11 protein-coding genes are annotated in these 16,240 nt (G+C 67.6%); 5 read left to right on the top strand and 6 right to left on the bottom strand.

What is annotated here, in order from left to right; genetic code table 11:
• Positions 1-32 precede the first annotated feature (32 nt).
• Genes gltB through A5650_RS12795 form a run of 4 tightly spaced genes read left to right on the top strand, consistent with a single transcriptional unit; the run spans position 33 to position 8,377 of the window.
• Positions 33-4,574 (top strand): glutamate synthase large subunit, encoded by a 4,542-nt coding sequence (gltB, locus tag A5650_RS12780; protein WP_067291453.1) that lies wholly within the window; start codon positions 33-35, stop codon positions 4,572-4,574.
• Complete coding sequence (locus A5650_RS12785) at positions 4,567-6,075, top strand: glutamate synthase subunit beta (protein WP_067291457.1); 1,509 nt, start codon at positions 4,567-4,569, stop codon at positions 6,073-6,075. The genes gltB and A5650_RS12785 overlap by 8 nt, the downstream gene beginning before the upstream one ends.
• A 26-nt stretch (positions 6,076-6,101) precedes the next feature.
• Entirely contained in the window at positions 6,102-7,520 is a 1,419-nt protein-coding gene (gene pyk, locus A5650_RS12790; protein WP_067291460.1) for a pyruvate kinase, read from the top strand.
• The gene (locus A5650_RS12795; RefSeq protein WP_067291464.1) at positions 7,517-8,377 is read left to right on the top strand and encodes an acyl-CoA thioesterase II; all 861 of its coding nucleotides are present in this window, start codon (positions 7,517-7,519) and stop codon (positions 8,375-8,377) included. Before pyk ends, A5650_RS12795 begins: the two co-directional genes overlap by 4 nt.
• Here the strand turns inward: A5650_RS12795 and A5650_RS12800 are convergent, their stop codons facing one another.
• From A5650_RS12800 to A5650_RS12825, 6 genes are all read right to left on the bottom strand, one after another.
• Positions 8,378-8,896, bottom strand: coding sequence for a DUF4190 domain-containing protein (locus tag A5650_RS12800; RefSeq protein WP_067291468.1), 519 nt, complete (start codon positions 8,894-8,896; stop codon positions 8,378-8,380).
• Complete coding sequence (locus A5650_RS12805; RefSeq protein ID WP_156744113.1) at positions 8,893-10,383, bottom strand: ATP-binding cassette domain-containing protein; 1,491 nt, start codon at positions 10,381-10,383, stop codon at positions 8,893-8,895. Before A5650_RS12805 ends, A5650_RS12800 begins: the two co-directional genes overlap by 4 nt.
• Positions 10,376-11,926, bottom strand: a complete 1,551-nt coding sequence (gene cydD, locus A5650_RS12810; protein ID WP_197501860.1) for a thiol reductant ABC exporter subunit CydD — start codon at positions 11,924-11,926, stop codon at positions 10,376-10,378. The genes A5650_RS12805 and cydD overlap by 8 nt, the downstream gene beginning before the upstream one ends.
• A 23-nt stretch (positions 11,927-11,949) precedes the next feature.
• A complete protein-coding gene (cydB, locus tag A5650_RS12815) occupies positions 11,950-12,990 on the bottom strand; it encodes a cytochrome d ubiquinol oxidase subunit II (RefSeq protein WP_067291478.1) in 1,041 nt (346 codons plus the stop codon).
• Positions 12,991-13,003: 13 nt separating this feature from the next.
• Positions 13,004-14,458 (bottom strand): cytochrome ubiquinol oxidase subunit I, encoded by a 1,455-nt coding sequence (locus A5650_RS12820; protein ID WP_067291481.1) that lies wholly within the window; start codon positions 14,456-14,458, stop codon positions 13,004-13,006.
• Between the two features lie 62 nt (positions 14,459-14,520).
• A complete protein-coding gene (locus A5650_RS12825; protein ID WP_067291485.1) occupies positions 14,521-15,123 on the bottom strand; it encodes an HdeD family acid-resistance protein in 603 nt (200 codons plus the stop codon).
• 181 nt (positions 15,124-15,304) lie between these two features.
• Between A5650_RS12825 and A5650_RS12830 the strand changes: the two genes are divergently transcribed.
• Positions 15,305-16,231 carry an ABC transporter substrate-binding protein gene (locus A5650_RS12830; protein WP_067291488.1) on the top strand — a complete coding sequence of 309 codons (927 nt, stop codon included), beginning with the start codon at positions 15,305-15,307 and terminating at the stop codon, positions 16,229-16,231.
• Positions 16,232-16,240: the final 9 nt, after the last annotated feature.

A 16,240-nucleotide genomic window follows, 5' to 3' on the forward strand; every position in this document is an offset into this window, starting at 1 on the left:
TGAACTCTTCCGGACTGCGAAGGTGCCTCTCGATGCTCTTCTCGGCATTCCCCGAACCTCAGGGTCTCTATGACCCGACCAATGAAGCGGACTCCTGCGGTGTCGCCATGGTCGCCGACATCCAGGGCCGACGCTCCCACTCAATCGTCGCCGACGGGCTGACGGCCCTCGAGCACCTCGACCATCGCGGGGCCGCAGGAGCCGAGACCAACAGCGGTGACGGCGCGGGCATCCTCATTCAGTTGCCCGTCGAACTGCTCCGCGACGTCGTCGACTTCGACCTCCCGGCCCCCACCCTCGACGGAAGCAACACCTTCGCCGCCGGCATCTGCTTCATGCCCCAAGAAGCCGCGGCCCGCGACGCCGCCCGCGAAACCGTCGAGGCCATCGCCGACGACGAGGGGCTCAAGGTCCTCGGCTGGCGCGTCCTTCCGATCGACCCTCTTGGCGCCGACCTCGGCGCGACGGCGTTGGACTGCATGCCGCACATGGAGCAGCTGTTCGTCACCTCGACCAGCGAGGTCGGCGGCATCAACCTCGACCGTCGCGTCTATCCGTTGCGCAAACGCGCCGAGCGTGAAGGCGTCTACTTCCCGTCACTGTCCAGCCGCACCATGGCTTACAAGGGCATGCTGACCACAAAGCAGCTGCCCCAATACTTTCCAGATCTGCGCGACGAACGGTGCCGCAGCGCGATCGCGATCGTGCACAGCCGCTTCTCGACGAACACCTTCCCGTCGTGGCCCCTGGCGCACCCGTTTCGCTTCGTCGCCCACAACGGTGAGATCAACACCGTCCGCGGCAACCGCAACCGCATGCGCGCCCGCGAGGCGATGCTCGCCAGCGCCAACATCCCCGGCGATCTCTCCCGCGTCTTCCCGATCTGTACGCCGGACGCCTCCGACTCCGCCTCGTTCGACGAGGTGCTCGAACTTCTGCACCTCGGGGGCCGCAGCTTGCCCCACGCCGTCCTGATGATGATTCCGGAGGCCTGGGAGAACGCCACCACCATGGACGACGCCGAACGCGCCTTCTGGCAGTTCCACGCGTCGCTGATGGAGCCCTGGGACGGTCCCGCCTGCGTCACCTTCACCGACGGCACACTCGTCGGCGCGGTGCTGGACCGCAACGGATTACGCCCTGGCCGATGGTGGCGCACCATCGACGACCGCATCATCCTCGCGAGCGAGAGCGGCGTCCTCGATGTGCCCTCTGCTCAGATCGTGGCCAAGGGCCGCCTGCAGCCGGGCAAGATGTTCCTCGTCGACACCGCCGCCGGCCGCATCGTCTCGGACGACGAGATCAAGGCGAACCTCTCGGCACAGGAGTCCTACGGCGAATGGCTGCACGCCGGCCTGCTCGACATCGCCACCCTGCCCGACCGCACCCGCGTCCAGCCCAACCACGACAACGTCGTCAAGCGCCAGGTCGCCTTCGGTTACACCGAAGAAGACCTGCGCGTGCTGCTGACACCGATGGCCGCCTCCGGGGCGGAACCGCTCGGCTCCATGGGCACCGACACTCCCGCCGCGGTGCTCTCGCAGCGCTCGCGACTGCTCTACGACTACTTCGTGGAGCTCTTCGCCCAGGTGACCAACCCGCCACTGGACGCCATCCGCGAGGAGATCGTCACCTCGATGGCCCGCATCATGGGACCCGAGCAGAACCTGCTCGAACCGTCCGCAGCGTCATGTCGCCAAATCGTGCTCCGCTGGCCGGTTCTCGATAACGACGAACTCAACAAAATCGTCCACATCAATGACGACGGCGAACACCCCGGCCTGCGCACCACCGTGCTCAAGGCCCTCTACGACGTCGAACGCGGTGGCGAAGGCCTCGCCGAGGCCCTCGAAGACCTCCGCGCCAAAGCCTGCGAGGCGATCGCCAAAGGCGCTCGCACCCTTGTCATCTCCGATCGCGACTCCGACCACAGGCGCGCCCCAATCCCATCGCTGCTGGCCGTCTCGGCCGTGCACCACCACCTCGTGCGCACCAAAGAACGCACCACGGTTGCGCTCGTTGTCGAGAGCGGCGACGCCCGCGAGGTGCACCACATCGCGATGCTCATCGGCTTCGGCGCCGCCGCGGTCAACCCGTACCTCGCATTCGAGTCGATCGAAGACCTTGTCCGGGAAGGTGAGCTGACCGGCATCGAACCCGCCGCCGCCGTGCGCAACTACTGCAAGGCTCTCGGCAAGGGCGTGATGAAGGTGATGAGCAAGATGGGCATCTCCACCGTCGCCTCCTACACCGCCGCGCAGGTCTTCGAGGCCGTCGGCATCGACAAGGCCGTCATCGACGAGTACTTCACCGGCACGCCGAGCCAACTCGGCGGCGTCGGCCTCGACGTCATCGCCGAGGAGGTCAAACAACGCCACCGCCGGGCCTACCCCGAGAACCCGACCGAGCGCGTCCACCGGCGTCTCGAGGTCGGCGGCGAATACGCATTCCGCCGGGAAGGCGAACTGCACCTGTTCACCCCCGAAGTGGTGTTCCTGCTGCAGCATTCGACCCGCACCGCCCGCCAAGACGTCTTCCAGCGCTACACCGACGAGGTGGACCGCCTCTCTCGCGAAGGCGGAACCCTGCGAGGCATGTTCGACTTCAAAAAGGTCAGGCCGCCGGTGCCCCTCGATGAAGTCGAGCCCGTCGAAGAGATCGTCAAGCGCTTCAACACGGGCGCGATGAGCTACGGCTCGATCTCGGCCGAGGCGCACGAGACGATGGCGATCGCGATGAACAACCTCGGCGGCCGCTCGAACTCGGGGGAGGGCGGCGAGGACACCGACCGGCTCTACGACCCCAAGCGGCGCAGCGCTGTCAAACAGGTCGCCTCCGGCCGCTTCGGCGTCACCAGCGACTACCTGGTGAACGCCACGGACATCCAGATCAAGATGGCACAGGGCGCGAAACCCGGTGAGGGCGGCCAACTTCCGGGCTTCAAGGTGTACCCGAGCATCGCCAAGACGCGGCACTCCACGCCAGGAGTCGGCCTCATCTCGCCGCCACCCCACCACGACATCTACTCCATCGAGGATCTGGCCCAGCTGATCCATGACCTGAAGAACGCCAACGACCAGGCCCGCATCCACGTCAAGCTGGTCAGCAGCGTCGGCGTCGGCACGGTCGCCGCCGGTGTGTCCAAGGCCCACGCCGACGTCGTGCTGATCTCCGGTTACGACGGCGGTACCGGCGCGGCACCGTTGACCAGCCTCAAGCACGCCGGTGTGCCGTGGGAGATCGGGCTCGCCGAGACGCAACAGACGTTGATGCTCAACGGGTTACGCGACCGCATCACCGTGCAGTGCGACGGCGGAATGCGCACCGCGCGCGACGTCATCGTCGCCGCGCTGCTCGGCGCCGAAGAGTACGGCTTCGCCACCGCGCCGCTGATCGTCTCGGGCTGCATCATGATGCGCGTCTGCCACCTCGACACCTGTCCGGTCGGCGTCGCCACCCAGAACCCGGAACTGCGCGCCCGATTCACCGGTAAGCCCGAGTTCGTCGAGAACTTCTTCCGCTTCATCGCCGAGGACATCCGTAAATATTTGGCGGAGCTCGGGTTCCGCAGCCTGGACGAGATGATCGGGCACGCGGAGCTGCTGGACACCGACAAGGGTGTCGCGCACTGGAAGAGCCAGGGCCTCGACCTGTCGCCGATCTTCGCGGTGCCGCCGGACGGGCACACCGGCGAAGCCACGCCGCGGCGCAAGATCCGTGAGCAGTACCACGCGCTGGACCAGGCGCTGGACCAGACGCTCATCCAGCTCGCCGAGGGCGCGCTCGAGGACGCCCATCCGGTCCGCCTCGAACTGCCCATCCGCAACGTCAACCGGACCGTCGGCACGCTGCTGGGCTCCGAGGTGACCCGCCGCTACGGCGCCCAGGGACTGCCCGACGGCACCATCCACATCGCTCTGAGCGGTTCCGCCGGCCAGTCGCTCGGTGCCTTCCTGCCGCCCGGCGTCACGCTGGAACTCGTCGGCGACGCCAACGACTACGTCGGAAAGGGGTTGTCCGGCGGCCGTATCGTCGTGCGACCGCCCGACGACGTGTTGTTCCTCGCCGAGGACAACGTGATCGCCGGCAACACCCTGCTGTTCGGCGCGACGTCCGGTGAGGTCTACCTGCGTGGTCGTGCCGGAGAACGCTTCGCCGCCCGCAACTCCGGTGCGCTGACCGTCGTCGAGGGCGTCGGCGACCACGCCTGCGAATACATGACCGGAGGCCGCGTGGTGGTCCTCGGCAAGACCGGTCGCAACATGGCCGCGGGCATGTCCGGCGGCATCGCGTTCGTCCTCGGCCTGGACCCGCGACGGGTCAACACAGAGATGGTCGAGCTGCAACGCCTGGATCCGGAAGATCTCGCCTGGTTGCGGGAAGTGATCTCCCGGCACGCCCAGTACACCGGCAGCAGCCTGGCCACGTCCGTCCTCTCGGACTGGCCCAGGCGCAGCACACAGTTCACCAAGATCATGCCCCGCGACTACCAGCGCGTCCTGGAAGCCACGCTCACCGCCAAGCGGGAGGGGCGCGACGTCGACACTGCGATCATGGAGGCCAGCCGTGGCTGATCCCACCGGATTCCTGCGAGTTCCGAAGGTCGAGGCGGCCAAGCGGCCCGTCGACGAACGCGTCGGCGACTGGCGTGAGGTCTACGAACAGCAGGACCCGAACCGTCGCGCCGCGGAGGTGGCCCAGCAGGCCCGGCGGTGCATGGACTGCGGAATTCCGTTCTGCCACTCCGGAACCGCCGGCTGCCCGCTCGGCAACCTGATCCCCGAGTGGAACGACCTGGTGCGCCGCGGCCGATGGGACGCGGCCAGCGACCGCCTGCACGCCACCAACAACTTCCCGGAGTTCACCGGCCGGCTGTGCCCGGCGCCGTGTGAGGCCGCGTGCGTCCTGTCGATCTCCGAGGAGCAGACCGGCGGCAGCGTCACGATCAAGCGCATCGAGCAGACGATCGCCGACCGCGCATGGCTCAACGGCAAGGTCGAACCGCAGCCCGCCGCCATCGCGTCCGGTAAGCGCGTCGCGATCGTCGGCTCCGGACCGGCGGGATTGGCTGCGGCACAACAGCTCACCCGCGCCGGCCACGAGGTCACGGTCTACGAGCGCGACGACCGCATCGGTGGTCTGATGCGCTACGGCATTCCGGAATACAAGCTCGAGAAGGCGACGCTGGATCAGCGCTTGGCCCAGATGCGCGCGGAGGGAACGCGTTTCGTCACCGAGACCGAGGTGGGCGTCGACGTGTCCGTCGAACAGCTCCGCGCGCAGTACGACGCCGTCGTGCTGGCCGTCGGTGCGCTGCGTGCGCGCGACAACGAGGTCGAGGGCCGTCACCTCAAGGGTGTCCACCTCGCGATGGAGCACCTGGTGCCCGCCAACAAGGAATGCGAGGGCGACGGGCCCAGCGCGATCAGCGCCGAGGGCAAGCGCGTCGTGATCATCGGCGGCGGTGACACCGGCGCCGACTGCCTCGGCACCGCGCATCGGCAGGGCGCGCTGTCGGTGACCCAGCTCGACTACAACCCCGAACCGCCCGAGACCCGCGACGACTCACGCACACCGTGGCCGACATGGCCGCTCGTGCTGCGCACCCGGCTCTCACCCGCACACGCCGAGGGCGGTCACCGGCGCTACGAGGTCGCCGTCCAGCGTTTCCTCGGCGACGATACCGGTCACCTCCGCGCGCTGGAGATCGCCGAGGTCAAGGTCGAACGCGATGCCGACGGTCGCCGCGTCATCACTCCAGTCGGGGAACCGATGGAGATCCCCTGTGAGCTCGCGCTGTTGGCCATCGGTTTCGAGGGCGTCGAGCGCATGCCGCTGCTCGACGAATTGGGGTTGACCCTCAACGGGCGTGGCGCGCTGCCGTGCGGCTCGGACTGGCAGACCGACGCGCCCGGCGTGTTCGTCTGCGGCGACGCGCACCGCGGTGCGTCTTTGATCGTCTGGGCGATCGCGGAGGGCCGCAGCGCGGCGCACGCGGTCGACACGTACCTGATGGGGGAGTCGGATCTGCCGGCCCCGGTGATTCCGGGCGCTCTTCCGCTGGCCGTCGTCTGAATCGATAACGACTATGCTCGAGTGTCGTGAATAGACGCGGGAAGATCGTCTGCACCCTCGGTCCGGCCACCGCGACCGATGACGCCGTTCGTGCGCTGGTGGCGGCCGGAATGGACGTCGCACGGCTCAACTTCAGTCACGGCGACTATCCCGATCACGAAGCCACCTACAAACGGGTCCGGTCCGCGTCAGACGCCACCGGTCGGGCGGTCGGCATTCTCGCCGACCTTCAGGGCCCCAAGATCCGGCTCGGCCGGTTCAAGGACGGTCCCACCTTCTGGGCCACCGGAGAGACGGTCCGCATCACCGTCGACGACATCGAGGGCACCGCGGACCGCGTCTCGACCACCTACAAGCGCCTCGTCGAGGACGCCGCGCCGGGGGACCGGGTTCTCGTCGACGACGGCAACGTGGGCCTGGTCGTCGAGCGCATCGAGGGCAACGACGTCATCTGCACCGTCACCGAGGGCGGTCCGGTCAGCAACAACAAGGGCATGTCGTTACCCGGGATGAACGTCTCGGCGCCCGCATTGTCCGAGAAGGATGTCGACGATCTGGAGTTCGCGCTGCGCCTCGGCGTCGACTTCGTCGCGCTGTCGTTCGTCCGGTCACCGGCCGACATCGAACTCGTGCACGAGGTGATGGACCGGGTCGGACGCCGGGTGCCCGTCATCGCCAAACTCGAGAAGCCCGAGGCCATCGACAATCTCGAGGCCGTCGTGCTGGCGTTCGACGCCATCATGGTCGCCCGCGGCGACCTCGGCGTGGAGCTGCCGCTCGAAGAAGTCCCGCTGGTGCAGAAGCGCGCGATCCAAATGGCAAGGGAGAACGCGAAACCCGTCATCGTCGCGACGCAGATGCTGGAGTCGATGATCGAGAACTCGCGACCCACCCGCGCCGAGGCCTCCGACGTGGCCAACGCCGTGCTCGACGGCGCCGACGCGGTGATGCTCTCCGGCGAGACATCGGTGGGCAAGTACCCGCTCGAAACGGTCAAGACGATGGCCCGCATCATCCATGCGGTCGAAGAGAACTCGGTGGCCGCGCCGCCGCTGACTCACGTGCCCCGCACCAAACGCGGGGTCATCTCGTATGCCGCCCGCGACATCGGCGAGCGTCTCGACGCGAAGGCGCTCGTGGCCTACACCCAGTCGGGCGACACGGTGCGCAGGCTCGCGCGGCTGCACACCCCGCTGCCGCTACTGGCGTTCACCTCGCTGCCCGAGGTGCGCAGCCAGCTCGCGCTGAGCTGGGGCACCGAGACGTTCATCGTTCCGCACATTCAGACCACCGACGGAATGATCCGCCAGGTCGACAAGTCGCTGCTCGAACTCGGCCGCTACAAGCGCGGCGATCTGGTGGTCGTCATCGCCGGTATCCCGCCGGGCACAGTGGGATCCACGAACCTGATCCATGTGCACCGGATCGGCGAGGACGACGTGTGACGGCGGACTTCGACGAGCTGCTCGAGATACTCCGCCTCCGCCAGATCGCCGACGACATCTACCTCGGCTCGCACCCCAGCAAGAACCCCGTGCGAACCTTCGGCGGACAGATGATGGCCCAGTCGTTCGTCGCGGCGGGGCGCAGCCTGAACCACCCGACGCCGCCGAGCGCGATGTCGGCTCACTTCGTTGCCGGCGGCGATCCGGAGAGGGACCTCGAGTACCACGTGGTGCGGCTCCGCGACGAACGCCGCTTCGCCAACCGCCGCGTCGACGTCATCCAGGACGGTGAACTGCTGACCACGGCGATGGTGTCGTTCCTGGCCGGCGGCCGCAGCCTCGAGCACGCGATCACGCCACCGGACCTACCGGACCCGGAGTCGCTGCCGCCGGTGGACGACCTGCTGCGCGGCTACGAGGACGTCGTCCCGCACTTCGTCAACGCCTTACGGCCGATCGAGTGGCGCTATACCAACGATCCGAGCTGGGTGATGCGCGACAAGGGCGAAAAACTGCCGCACAACCGGGTGTGGATGAAGGCGCTCGGCCAGATGCCCGAGGACCCGGTGCTGCACGCCGCCGCACTGGTCTACTCGTCGGACACCACCGTGCTCGACTCGATCATCACCACACACGGCTTGTCCTGGGGCTACGACCGGATCTTCGCGGTCACCACCAACCACTCCGTGTGGTTCCACCGGCCCGTGCGCTTCGACGAATGGCTGCTGTACTCCACGACTTCACCCGTGGCAGCGGACTCCCGCGGCCTGGGCACCGGCCATTTCTTCGACCGGTCCGGTCAGCCGGTCGCCACCGTGGTGCAAGAAGGGATCGTCAAGTACTTCCCGCCGCGTTGATTACGGCGTCGGTGTCAGCGTGACGTCGAACTGGTCCTCCACGCGCTGCTGAAACTGCTCGGAGCACTGTTGTACCGCGTCCTGGTCATTGCCCGCGCGCGAGATGCAATCGATGTAGTCGGAGCCGCCGACCTCGTTGAAACCCCAGACGGCGAGCCAGATGACCACGATGGCCTCGATGATGCTCAGAATCCCGAGCACGATGCCGGCCATGGCGACGCCGCCGTTGGTGGCCTCACCGCGTTTGGCCCTGTTCCATCCGATGAAGCCGAGGATCACGGCGACGACGCCGAGCACGACGCCGCCGAAGACGGACAGCAGCGCGATGATCGCGACGACCAGGGCGGCGATGCCGATGCCGTTCTTCGGCGCGGTCGCCGGCGGGGGGTAGGTGTAGCCCTGCGGCGGAGCCTGCGGATAGCCGCCGGGGTAGGCGCCGTACTGAGGCTGCTGCGGAGGCGGCGGTGGCGGCTGCTGCGGAGGCGGTGGGGGCTGTGACGGCTGTTCCGGCTCGCTCATGCCGAGGAGGTTACTCCGCGACCAGCGAGAATGAGGGTAGGACACTCAATCTGGCCAGGTAGATGGTGCGTGGCGACGACGACCGTTCGGTCGGCGGCGAACAGTGGACCAGGGGTGAGCAGATCGACGAGAATCCGGTCGGAATCCGCAGCGTCGAGGTGTTCGGTGGGTTCGTCGAGCAACACCGTCGGCGCCCTGCAAAGCAGCGCGCGCGCCAGCAACAGGCGCCTGCGCTGCCCGGCCGATACGGCGGCCGCCCCGCCGGTGAGCACGGTGGCCAAGCCCTCCGGTAGCCCATCGAGCCAGTCACCGAGACCGACCCGCCGCAATGCGGCCCGAATCTCGTCGTCGCTCGCATCACCGCGTGCCACCAACATGTTGTCGCGCACCGTGGTGGCGAAAAGGTGGGCGTCCTCGGCGAGAAAGACCGCGGTGGGATCGCTTTCGGCGATCGACACCAACATCGTCGTCTTGCCCGACCCGCTCGGGCCGACGATCGCCAGTCGATCGCCGGCTGCCGGCGACACCTCCGGGACGGCCGGTCGCTGACGCCTTGAAGCGATCGGATCGGTGATCTCGGTGAGCCGGCGAGCGGCGATGCGCGACCGGGTGAGCTGCACCGCTGCCGCGGGCAGTGCGGCGCTGGCCTCGAACGCCGACAGCGGCAACAGCATCAGGACCGCGAGCGTCGTCGGCGGGACCGAGTCGGCGATGCCGACCGCCGCGACGACGGCACCGAGCACGCTGGCGCCGATCGCCGCGGTCGACGCGGCGGCGGCCATCGCGGCGGGCACCGCCGCCAGGTCGGTGGCCCGTCCCCAGTCGCGGTGCCGACGCTCGGCCTGGGCGAGCACATCATCGAGTCGGCCGCCGACACGGAGCTCCGGCGCATGCTCGAGGGCACGCATCACCGCCACGTCACGCCCCGAATGATGCTGCGTCGCAGCCTCTTCGGTCGCTTCGGCGGCGCGGGCGGCCAGCGCGGGGGCGATGACGCCCGCGATCAGTAGGCACAACGCCAGCACGACCGCCGCTTCAAGAGAGATCAGAGCGATCCCGACCACGGCCGCCGCTCCCAACACGGCGGCGACGGCGATCGGCAGCACCGCCCGCACCAGGACGTCGGCGAGGTCGTCGACCGATGCGCCGATCCGGGCCACCAGCTCGCCGCTGGGCATCCTCATCGCGGTGTCGGCAGGCGCGTCCGCCAGTCGTCGGTAAAGCGACTCTCGGGTGTCCGCCGCCGACCGCAGCGCCGTGTCATGTGCCGCCAGCCGCTGGCAATAACCGAGGACGCCGCGAGAGATGCCGAGCGCGCGCACGGCCACCACCGCGACGGTGAGGTCGAGCACGGGAGGCATCTGCCATGCCCGCGTGATCAGCCACGCCGAGATCGCGGCCAGCGCCAGCGCGCTGCCCAGTGACAGCACCCCGAGCAGCACCGCGAGCGACAGCCGCCCCAGCCGAACCCTCAGCAACTCACGCATCGACGAGCTCCCCCACGGACAGGACTCGGTCACCGATCGCGCGCACCGGGGCGCGGTGCCCGACGACCACCACCGTCGCGCCGGCGCGCGCCCGATCGACGATCGTGTCGAGGACGCGGGCTTCCATCGTCGCATCGAGGTGGGACGTCGGCTCGTCGAGCAGCAGCACCGGCGCCGAGACGCCCAGCGCCCGCGTCAACCCGAGCCGTTGGCGCTGGCCGAGCGACAGGCCCGTACCGTCTCGGCCGAGCTCGGTGTCCAGGCCGTCGGGCAGCGTCCTGAGCACCTCGTCGAATCCGGTTGCGCGGCAGGCCTCGTCGAGGTCGGGTATGGGCCCGAACAGTTCGAGGTTCTCGCGGACGCTGCCCGGCACCAGCATCGGGCGATGCGGCAACCAGGCGACCTGGGTCCACCACGATGGCAGGTCGAGGTCGCCGACATCGACTCCGTTGATCGACACGTCACCGGGGTGTAGGCCGAGGATCGTGTGCAGCAGCGTGGATTTCCCGGCACCGTTGGGACCGGTCAGCACCGTCACCCGCCCTGGCTGTGCGTCCGCGTCGAGCGCCTCGAGGTGGATGGTGACCCGCGTTGCGCGCACGACGCGGGTACCCGCGCGGTGGTCAGGCACGCTATCGAGAAGCCGCAGCGCCGCGTCGGCGGCCGTCTTGCCGTCCTGAGCGGCGTGAAACTCCACCCCGACCCGGCGGAGCGGCCAGAACACCTCGGGGGCGAGCAGCAGCGCGGTCAGACCCGCGGTCAGCGTCATCTCGCCGAACACCAGTCGCAGGCCGATGCCGACGGCGACCAGTGCGACGCCCAAGGTGGCCAGCAGCTCAAGGACGAGCGCCGACAGGAAGGCCATCCGCAGCGTGGCCATTGTCGAACGCCGATGCGCGGCAGCCAGTTCGGTGATGCGGGTGACGGATCCCTCCAGGCGGCCCAACGCGCGCAGCGTCGGGATGCCCGCCACCAGGTCGAGCATCCGCGACTGCAGCGTGCTCATCGCCGCCAGGGCGGCCTCGGAGCGTTCCTTGGTCAGCAGCCCGATCAGCACCATGAAGATCGGGATCAGCGGTAGCGCGATCAGAACGATGAGCGCCGAGCGCCAGTCGACCGCGGCGATCACCAGCACGGCGGCCGGGGTGAGAATGCCGGCGAGGAACACCGCGGGCAGATACGCCGTCAGGAACGGTCGCAGGCCGTCGAGTCCACGGGTGATCAGCGCTGCGGCGGTGTCGCGTTCGGCCGCGAGAAGCCGCGGTGGCAGCGCGGTCACCGCGCGCAGAACCTGTCCGGACAGGTCGGCGATCACCTGTGTGGCGCCGTTCGACGCCAGCCTGCTCTGCAGCCAGTGCGCGGCGGTACGAATCGCCCACAGCCCCACCAGAAGTGCGAGCGAACCGGCCCAATGCCGGAGGTGGCGGGAGCCGGGATCGGTGATGATCCCGGCGACGATCTCGGCGAGCACCACCGCGGCGCCGATCGTCGCGCCGGTGATGAGCACCCCGCACACCACCGACGCGACCAGATAGCGCCGCATCGCCTGCGAGGTCCGCCACAGGTTCATGGCCTGCGCCGCGACAATCCCACTGGCTCGGGTATCCGGTCAGCCGAGATACGTTGACGGAACACCCAATACGTCCAGCCCTGGTACAGCAGTACCAGCGGCGCGAACACCAGTGCAGCCCAGCTCATGATCGTCAGCGTGTACGGGCTCGACGCGGCGTTGTCGATCGTGAGGCTGTAGGCCGGGTCGACCGTCGACGGCATCAGGTTGGGGTAGAGCACGCCGAAGAGCAGAATGACGACTGCCGCGACGGCCAGCGTCGTGTACGCGAATGCCCAACCTTCTCCTACACCACGCCACACCCGCACGGTGGCCGCCAGCTGCGCCAGACCGGCGACGGCAAGCACGATCCACGTCCAGTCCTTACCGTGCTCGAGCTGTGTCCACAGCCCGAACGACGCCAGGGCCGCCGTCACCGGCAACGCCACCCGGCCGGCGAACCGCAGAGCCTCTTCACGCACTGCGCCATCGGTTTTCAAGGCCACGAACACGGCACCGTGGAACAGGAACAGTCCGGCCGTGGTGACGCCGCCGAGCAATGTGTAGCCGTTGAGCAGGTCGCCGATCGAGGCCTCCAGCCGCTTGTCGGCGTCGATCGGAAGCCCGCGCACCAGTGCGGCGAACGCGACGCCCCACAGCACCGCGGGCACCCACGACCCGGCGGCGATCCCCATGTCTGCCCATCGGCGCCAACCGGGGTCGTCGACCTTGCCGCGCCACTCGATCGCCACGACACGCAGGATCATCGACACCAGGATGACGAGCAGGGGCACGTACAGGCCCGAGAACATGGTCGCGTACCAGTCCGGGAAGGCGGCGAACATGGCGCCGCCGGCGGTGATCAGCCACACCTCGTTGCCGTCCCAGACCGGACCGATGGTGTTGAGCACCGCGCGTCGGCGCCGCTCGGAGTCTTCGCCCGCACCGCGGCCCAACATCCCCATCAGCATCCCGACGCCGAAGTCGAATCCCTCGAGAACGAAGAACCCGAGGAAGAGCCCCGCCATCACCACGAACCACAGCTCTTGTAGCGCCATTGCCACCAGCTCCTCAGTACGCGAACGACAACGGAGCCACCTCGTCACTGCCGGGCGGCGGCGGGGCGGCGGGCTCCGAGTCGTGTTCTTGTGGCCCTTCGACGGTGTACCGGCCGATGAGCCAGAACCAAATGACCGCGAGCATCGCATACACCAGCGTGAACGCGACCAGTGAGAGAACGACCATGCCGACCGAGTGTCCGGAGACCCCCTGGGCGACGGTCAACCGGATCAGAGGGTCACCGGTCGGATTGGGCACGACGACCCAGGGCTGACGGCCCATCTCGGTGAACACCCACCCGGCGCTGTTGGCCAAGAACGGTGCGGGCATCGCGACAAGCGCGAAGCGGGAAAGCCAGCGAGTGCGGGGAATCCGGCGGCGGCGTGTCAACCACAGCACCGCGACCGAGAACAGCACCGGCACGGCGAGTAGGCCGATCATGGCGCGGAAGGACCAGTACGTCACGAAGAGGTTCGGCCGGTAGTCGCCGGGCCCGAACTTCTCCGCGTACTGGCTCTGAAGGTCTTTGACGCCTTCGAGGCGCACCCCCTCGAACTCGCCCTTGGCCAGGAACGGCAGCACGTAGGGGACGTCGATGAGATGGACGACGCTGTCGCAGTTGTTGTGGGTGCCGACCGTCAGGATGGAGAAGTCCGGATCGGTTGCGGTGTGGCACAAGGATTCTGCCGACGCCATCTTCATCGGCTGCTGCTCGAACATGAGCTTGCCCTGGACGTCGCCGGAGGCGACGAGGCCGAGCGTGGCCGCCAGCACGACGATGCACCCCAAGACCGCGGCGGGCCGGAACATGGTCTGCGCGTCGTCACGATCGTCGTTACGCGCGCGGACCATCCACCAGACGCACACGCCGGCGACGAACGTCCCTGCGGTGAGGAACGCCCCGAAGACCGCATGGGTGAATGCGGCCAACGCCGTGTTGTTCGTGAACAGCGCGACGATGCTGGTCAACTCCGCGCGACCGGTCTCCGGGTTGAACCGGGCGCCGACGGGATGCTGCATCCACGAGTTCGCGGCGATGATGAAGAACGCCGACAGGTTCACCGCGATGGCGACCACCCAGATGCAGGCGAGATGGACGAGTCGGGGGAGCCGGGTCCAGCCGAAGATCCACAAGCCGAGGAATGTCGACTCGAAAAAGAAGGCGGCCAGGCCCTCCATCGCCAGCGGCGCGCCGAAGACGTCCCCGACGAACCGCGAGTACTCGCTCCAGTTCATGCCGAACTGGAACTCCTGGACGATGCCGGTGGCCACGCCCAGGGCGAAGTTGATCAGGAACAGCTTGCCGAAGAAGCGGGTGAGGCGGTACCAGGACGTGTTGCCGGTGAGCACCCACGCGGTCTGCATGACCGCGATCAGCGGTGCCAGCCCGATGGTCAGCGGAACGAAGATGAAGTGGTAGACGGTGGTGATTCCGAACTGCCACCGCGACACATCGAGCGCGTCCATCTCACCTACTCCCGTGGCTGTGGCACCAGCCTACGACAGGGTGTAGTAGACGTCAGTGTGGGTTAGCTCACCGACTCTTCAGTCGCAGGTGAAGGGGTCGATCCGGCGGTGCCGAGATCCTTGGACGCCTTGCGGATGCCGAACGCCGTCACGATCTCGAAGACGCCGATCACGATCAGCGAGATGCCGGCCACAACGGTCAAAATCGCCAGCGACTCGAACGGGGCCGCGAGCATGATGACGCCCGCGATCAGGCTGACCACGCCGACGAAGATCTCCCATGCGCGGCCGGGCAGCGTCGGATCGCTGATCGCCGACACCGCTGTGGCGACACCACGGAAGATGAAGCCGATGCCGATCCAGATCGCCAGCAGCAGGATCGACTCCTGCAGGCTGCGGAAGCACAGCACGGCGAGGATCAGGGCCGCGGCGCCGGAGATGAACAGCAGGACCCGGCCGCCGGCCGAGACATGGAGACTGAACGCGAAGATCACCTGCGCGATGCCGGCAACCAGCAGGTAAGCGCCGAAGAAGATCGCCGCGATCACGATGGTCTTACCCGGCCACAACCAGACGGCTACGCCGAGCGCTACCGCGAGGAGTCCGGAGACCAGGGTCGTTTTCCAAAGATGCCGCAGCAAGCTGGGCGTGGCGGTGCTTGTCATTGGCGCAGTGTGGCATAGCTGAACGGAAGGGATCGTCGCATTTCGGTATCGATTCGACCCTCAGTCCCCGAGTCGCCACCCAAGCACGCGTTTGGTTCCCCTGCCGCGGCGTGTGCTCTCTACTACTGTTCCGTTACCAGTGCTCGGTACCGGTTCCACGACGTAGAAAGTAGGGGCATCCGTGTTCGGTGACTGTCACAACCGTCGAGGTAGATTCTGGCGCTTCGCAGTCGTATTCGCCGCGTCCGGTGTGCTGGCGTTGTCCGGCTGCGCCAGCGGCGAAGGAGGCGGCGGCGGTGGTGATTCCACCAGCGCACCGGCGACCGTCTCGGCGGCCAAGGTCGACGAGATCGCCAACACCGTTCCGGAGGCCATCAAATCGTCCGGGAAGCTGGTCATCGGCGTCAACATTCCCTACGCCCCCAACGAATTCAAGGATCCCAGCGGAAAGATCGTCGGCTTCGACGTCGATCTGATGAACGCGATCGCGGCCACGCTCGGGTTGACGCCCGAATACCGGGAATCGGATTTCGCGAAGATCATCCCGTCAATTCAGGGTGGCACCTACAACGTCGGGATGTCGTCGTTCACCGACACCAAGGAACGTGAGAAGACGGTCGATTTCGTCACCTACTTCAACGCGGGCACGATGTGGGCCCAGCGGCCGGGTTCGCAGATCGACCCGAACAACGCATGCGGCAAGAAGGTCGCGGTGCAGGCCACCACCACACAAGAGGCCGAGGAACTTCCGGCGAAGAATAAGGCGTGCATCGATGCCGGCAACCCGCCGATCGAGATCGTTCCGTTCGACGGGCAGGACGCCGCCACCAACGCGGTGGTGCTCGGCCAGGTCGACGCGATGTCGGCGGATTCGCCGGTGACCTCGTACGCGATCAAGCAGAGCAACGGAAAACTAGAACCCGCCGGTGACATCTTCGACTCGGCGCCGTACGGCTGGCCGGTGCAGAAGGGGTCGGCGCTCGCCCAGTCGCTGCAGAAGGCGCTCGAGCATTTGATCAACGAGGGCACATACCGCGAAATCGCCGCTAACTGGGGCGTCGAGAACGGGATGATCGACAAGCCAGTCCTCAACGGCGCCGTCTCGTAAGGACGATCC

Origin of the sequence: Mycobacterium sp. 1164985.4 (assembly GCF_001668575.1) — a bacterium.
Taxonomy (GTDB): domain Bacteria; phylum Actinomycetota; class Actinomycetes; order Mycobacteriales; family Mycobacteriaceae; genus Mycobacterium.

What these genes read in the sequence shown, in the direction of transcription:
- gltB (WP_067291453.1), top strand. Translation starts at nt 33, where the DNA reads ATGCTCTTCTCGGCATTCCCCGAACCTCAGGGTCTCTATGACCCGACC.
- A5650_RS12800 (WP_067291468.1), bottom strand. Translation starts at nt 8,896, where the DNA reads ATGAGCGAGCCGGAACAGCCGTCACAGCCCCCACCGCCTCCGCAGCAG.
- A5650_RS12805 (WP_156744113.1), bottom strand. Translation starts at nt 10,383, where the DNA reads ATGCGTGAGTTGCTGAGGGTTCGGCTGGGGCGGCTGTCGCTCGCGGTG.
- cydD (WP_197501860.1), bottom strand. Translation starts at nt 11,926, where the DNA reads ATGCGGCGCTATCTGGTCGCGTCGGTGGTGTGCGGGGTGCTCATCACC.
- cydB (WP_067291478.1), bottom strand. Translation starts at nt 12,990, where the DNA reads ATGGCGCTACAAGAGCTGTGGTTCGTGGTGATGGCGGGGCTCTTCCTC.
- A5650_RS12820 (WP_067291481.1), bottom strand. Translation starts at nt 14,458, where the DNA reads ATGGACGCGCTCGATGTGTCGCGGTGGCAGTTCGGAATCACCACCGTC.
- A5650_RS12825 (WP_067291485.1), bottom strand. Translation starts at nt 15,123, where the DNA reads ATGACAAGCACCGCCACGCCCAGCTTGCTGCGGCATCTTTGGAAAACG.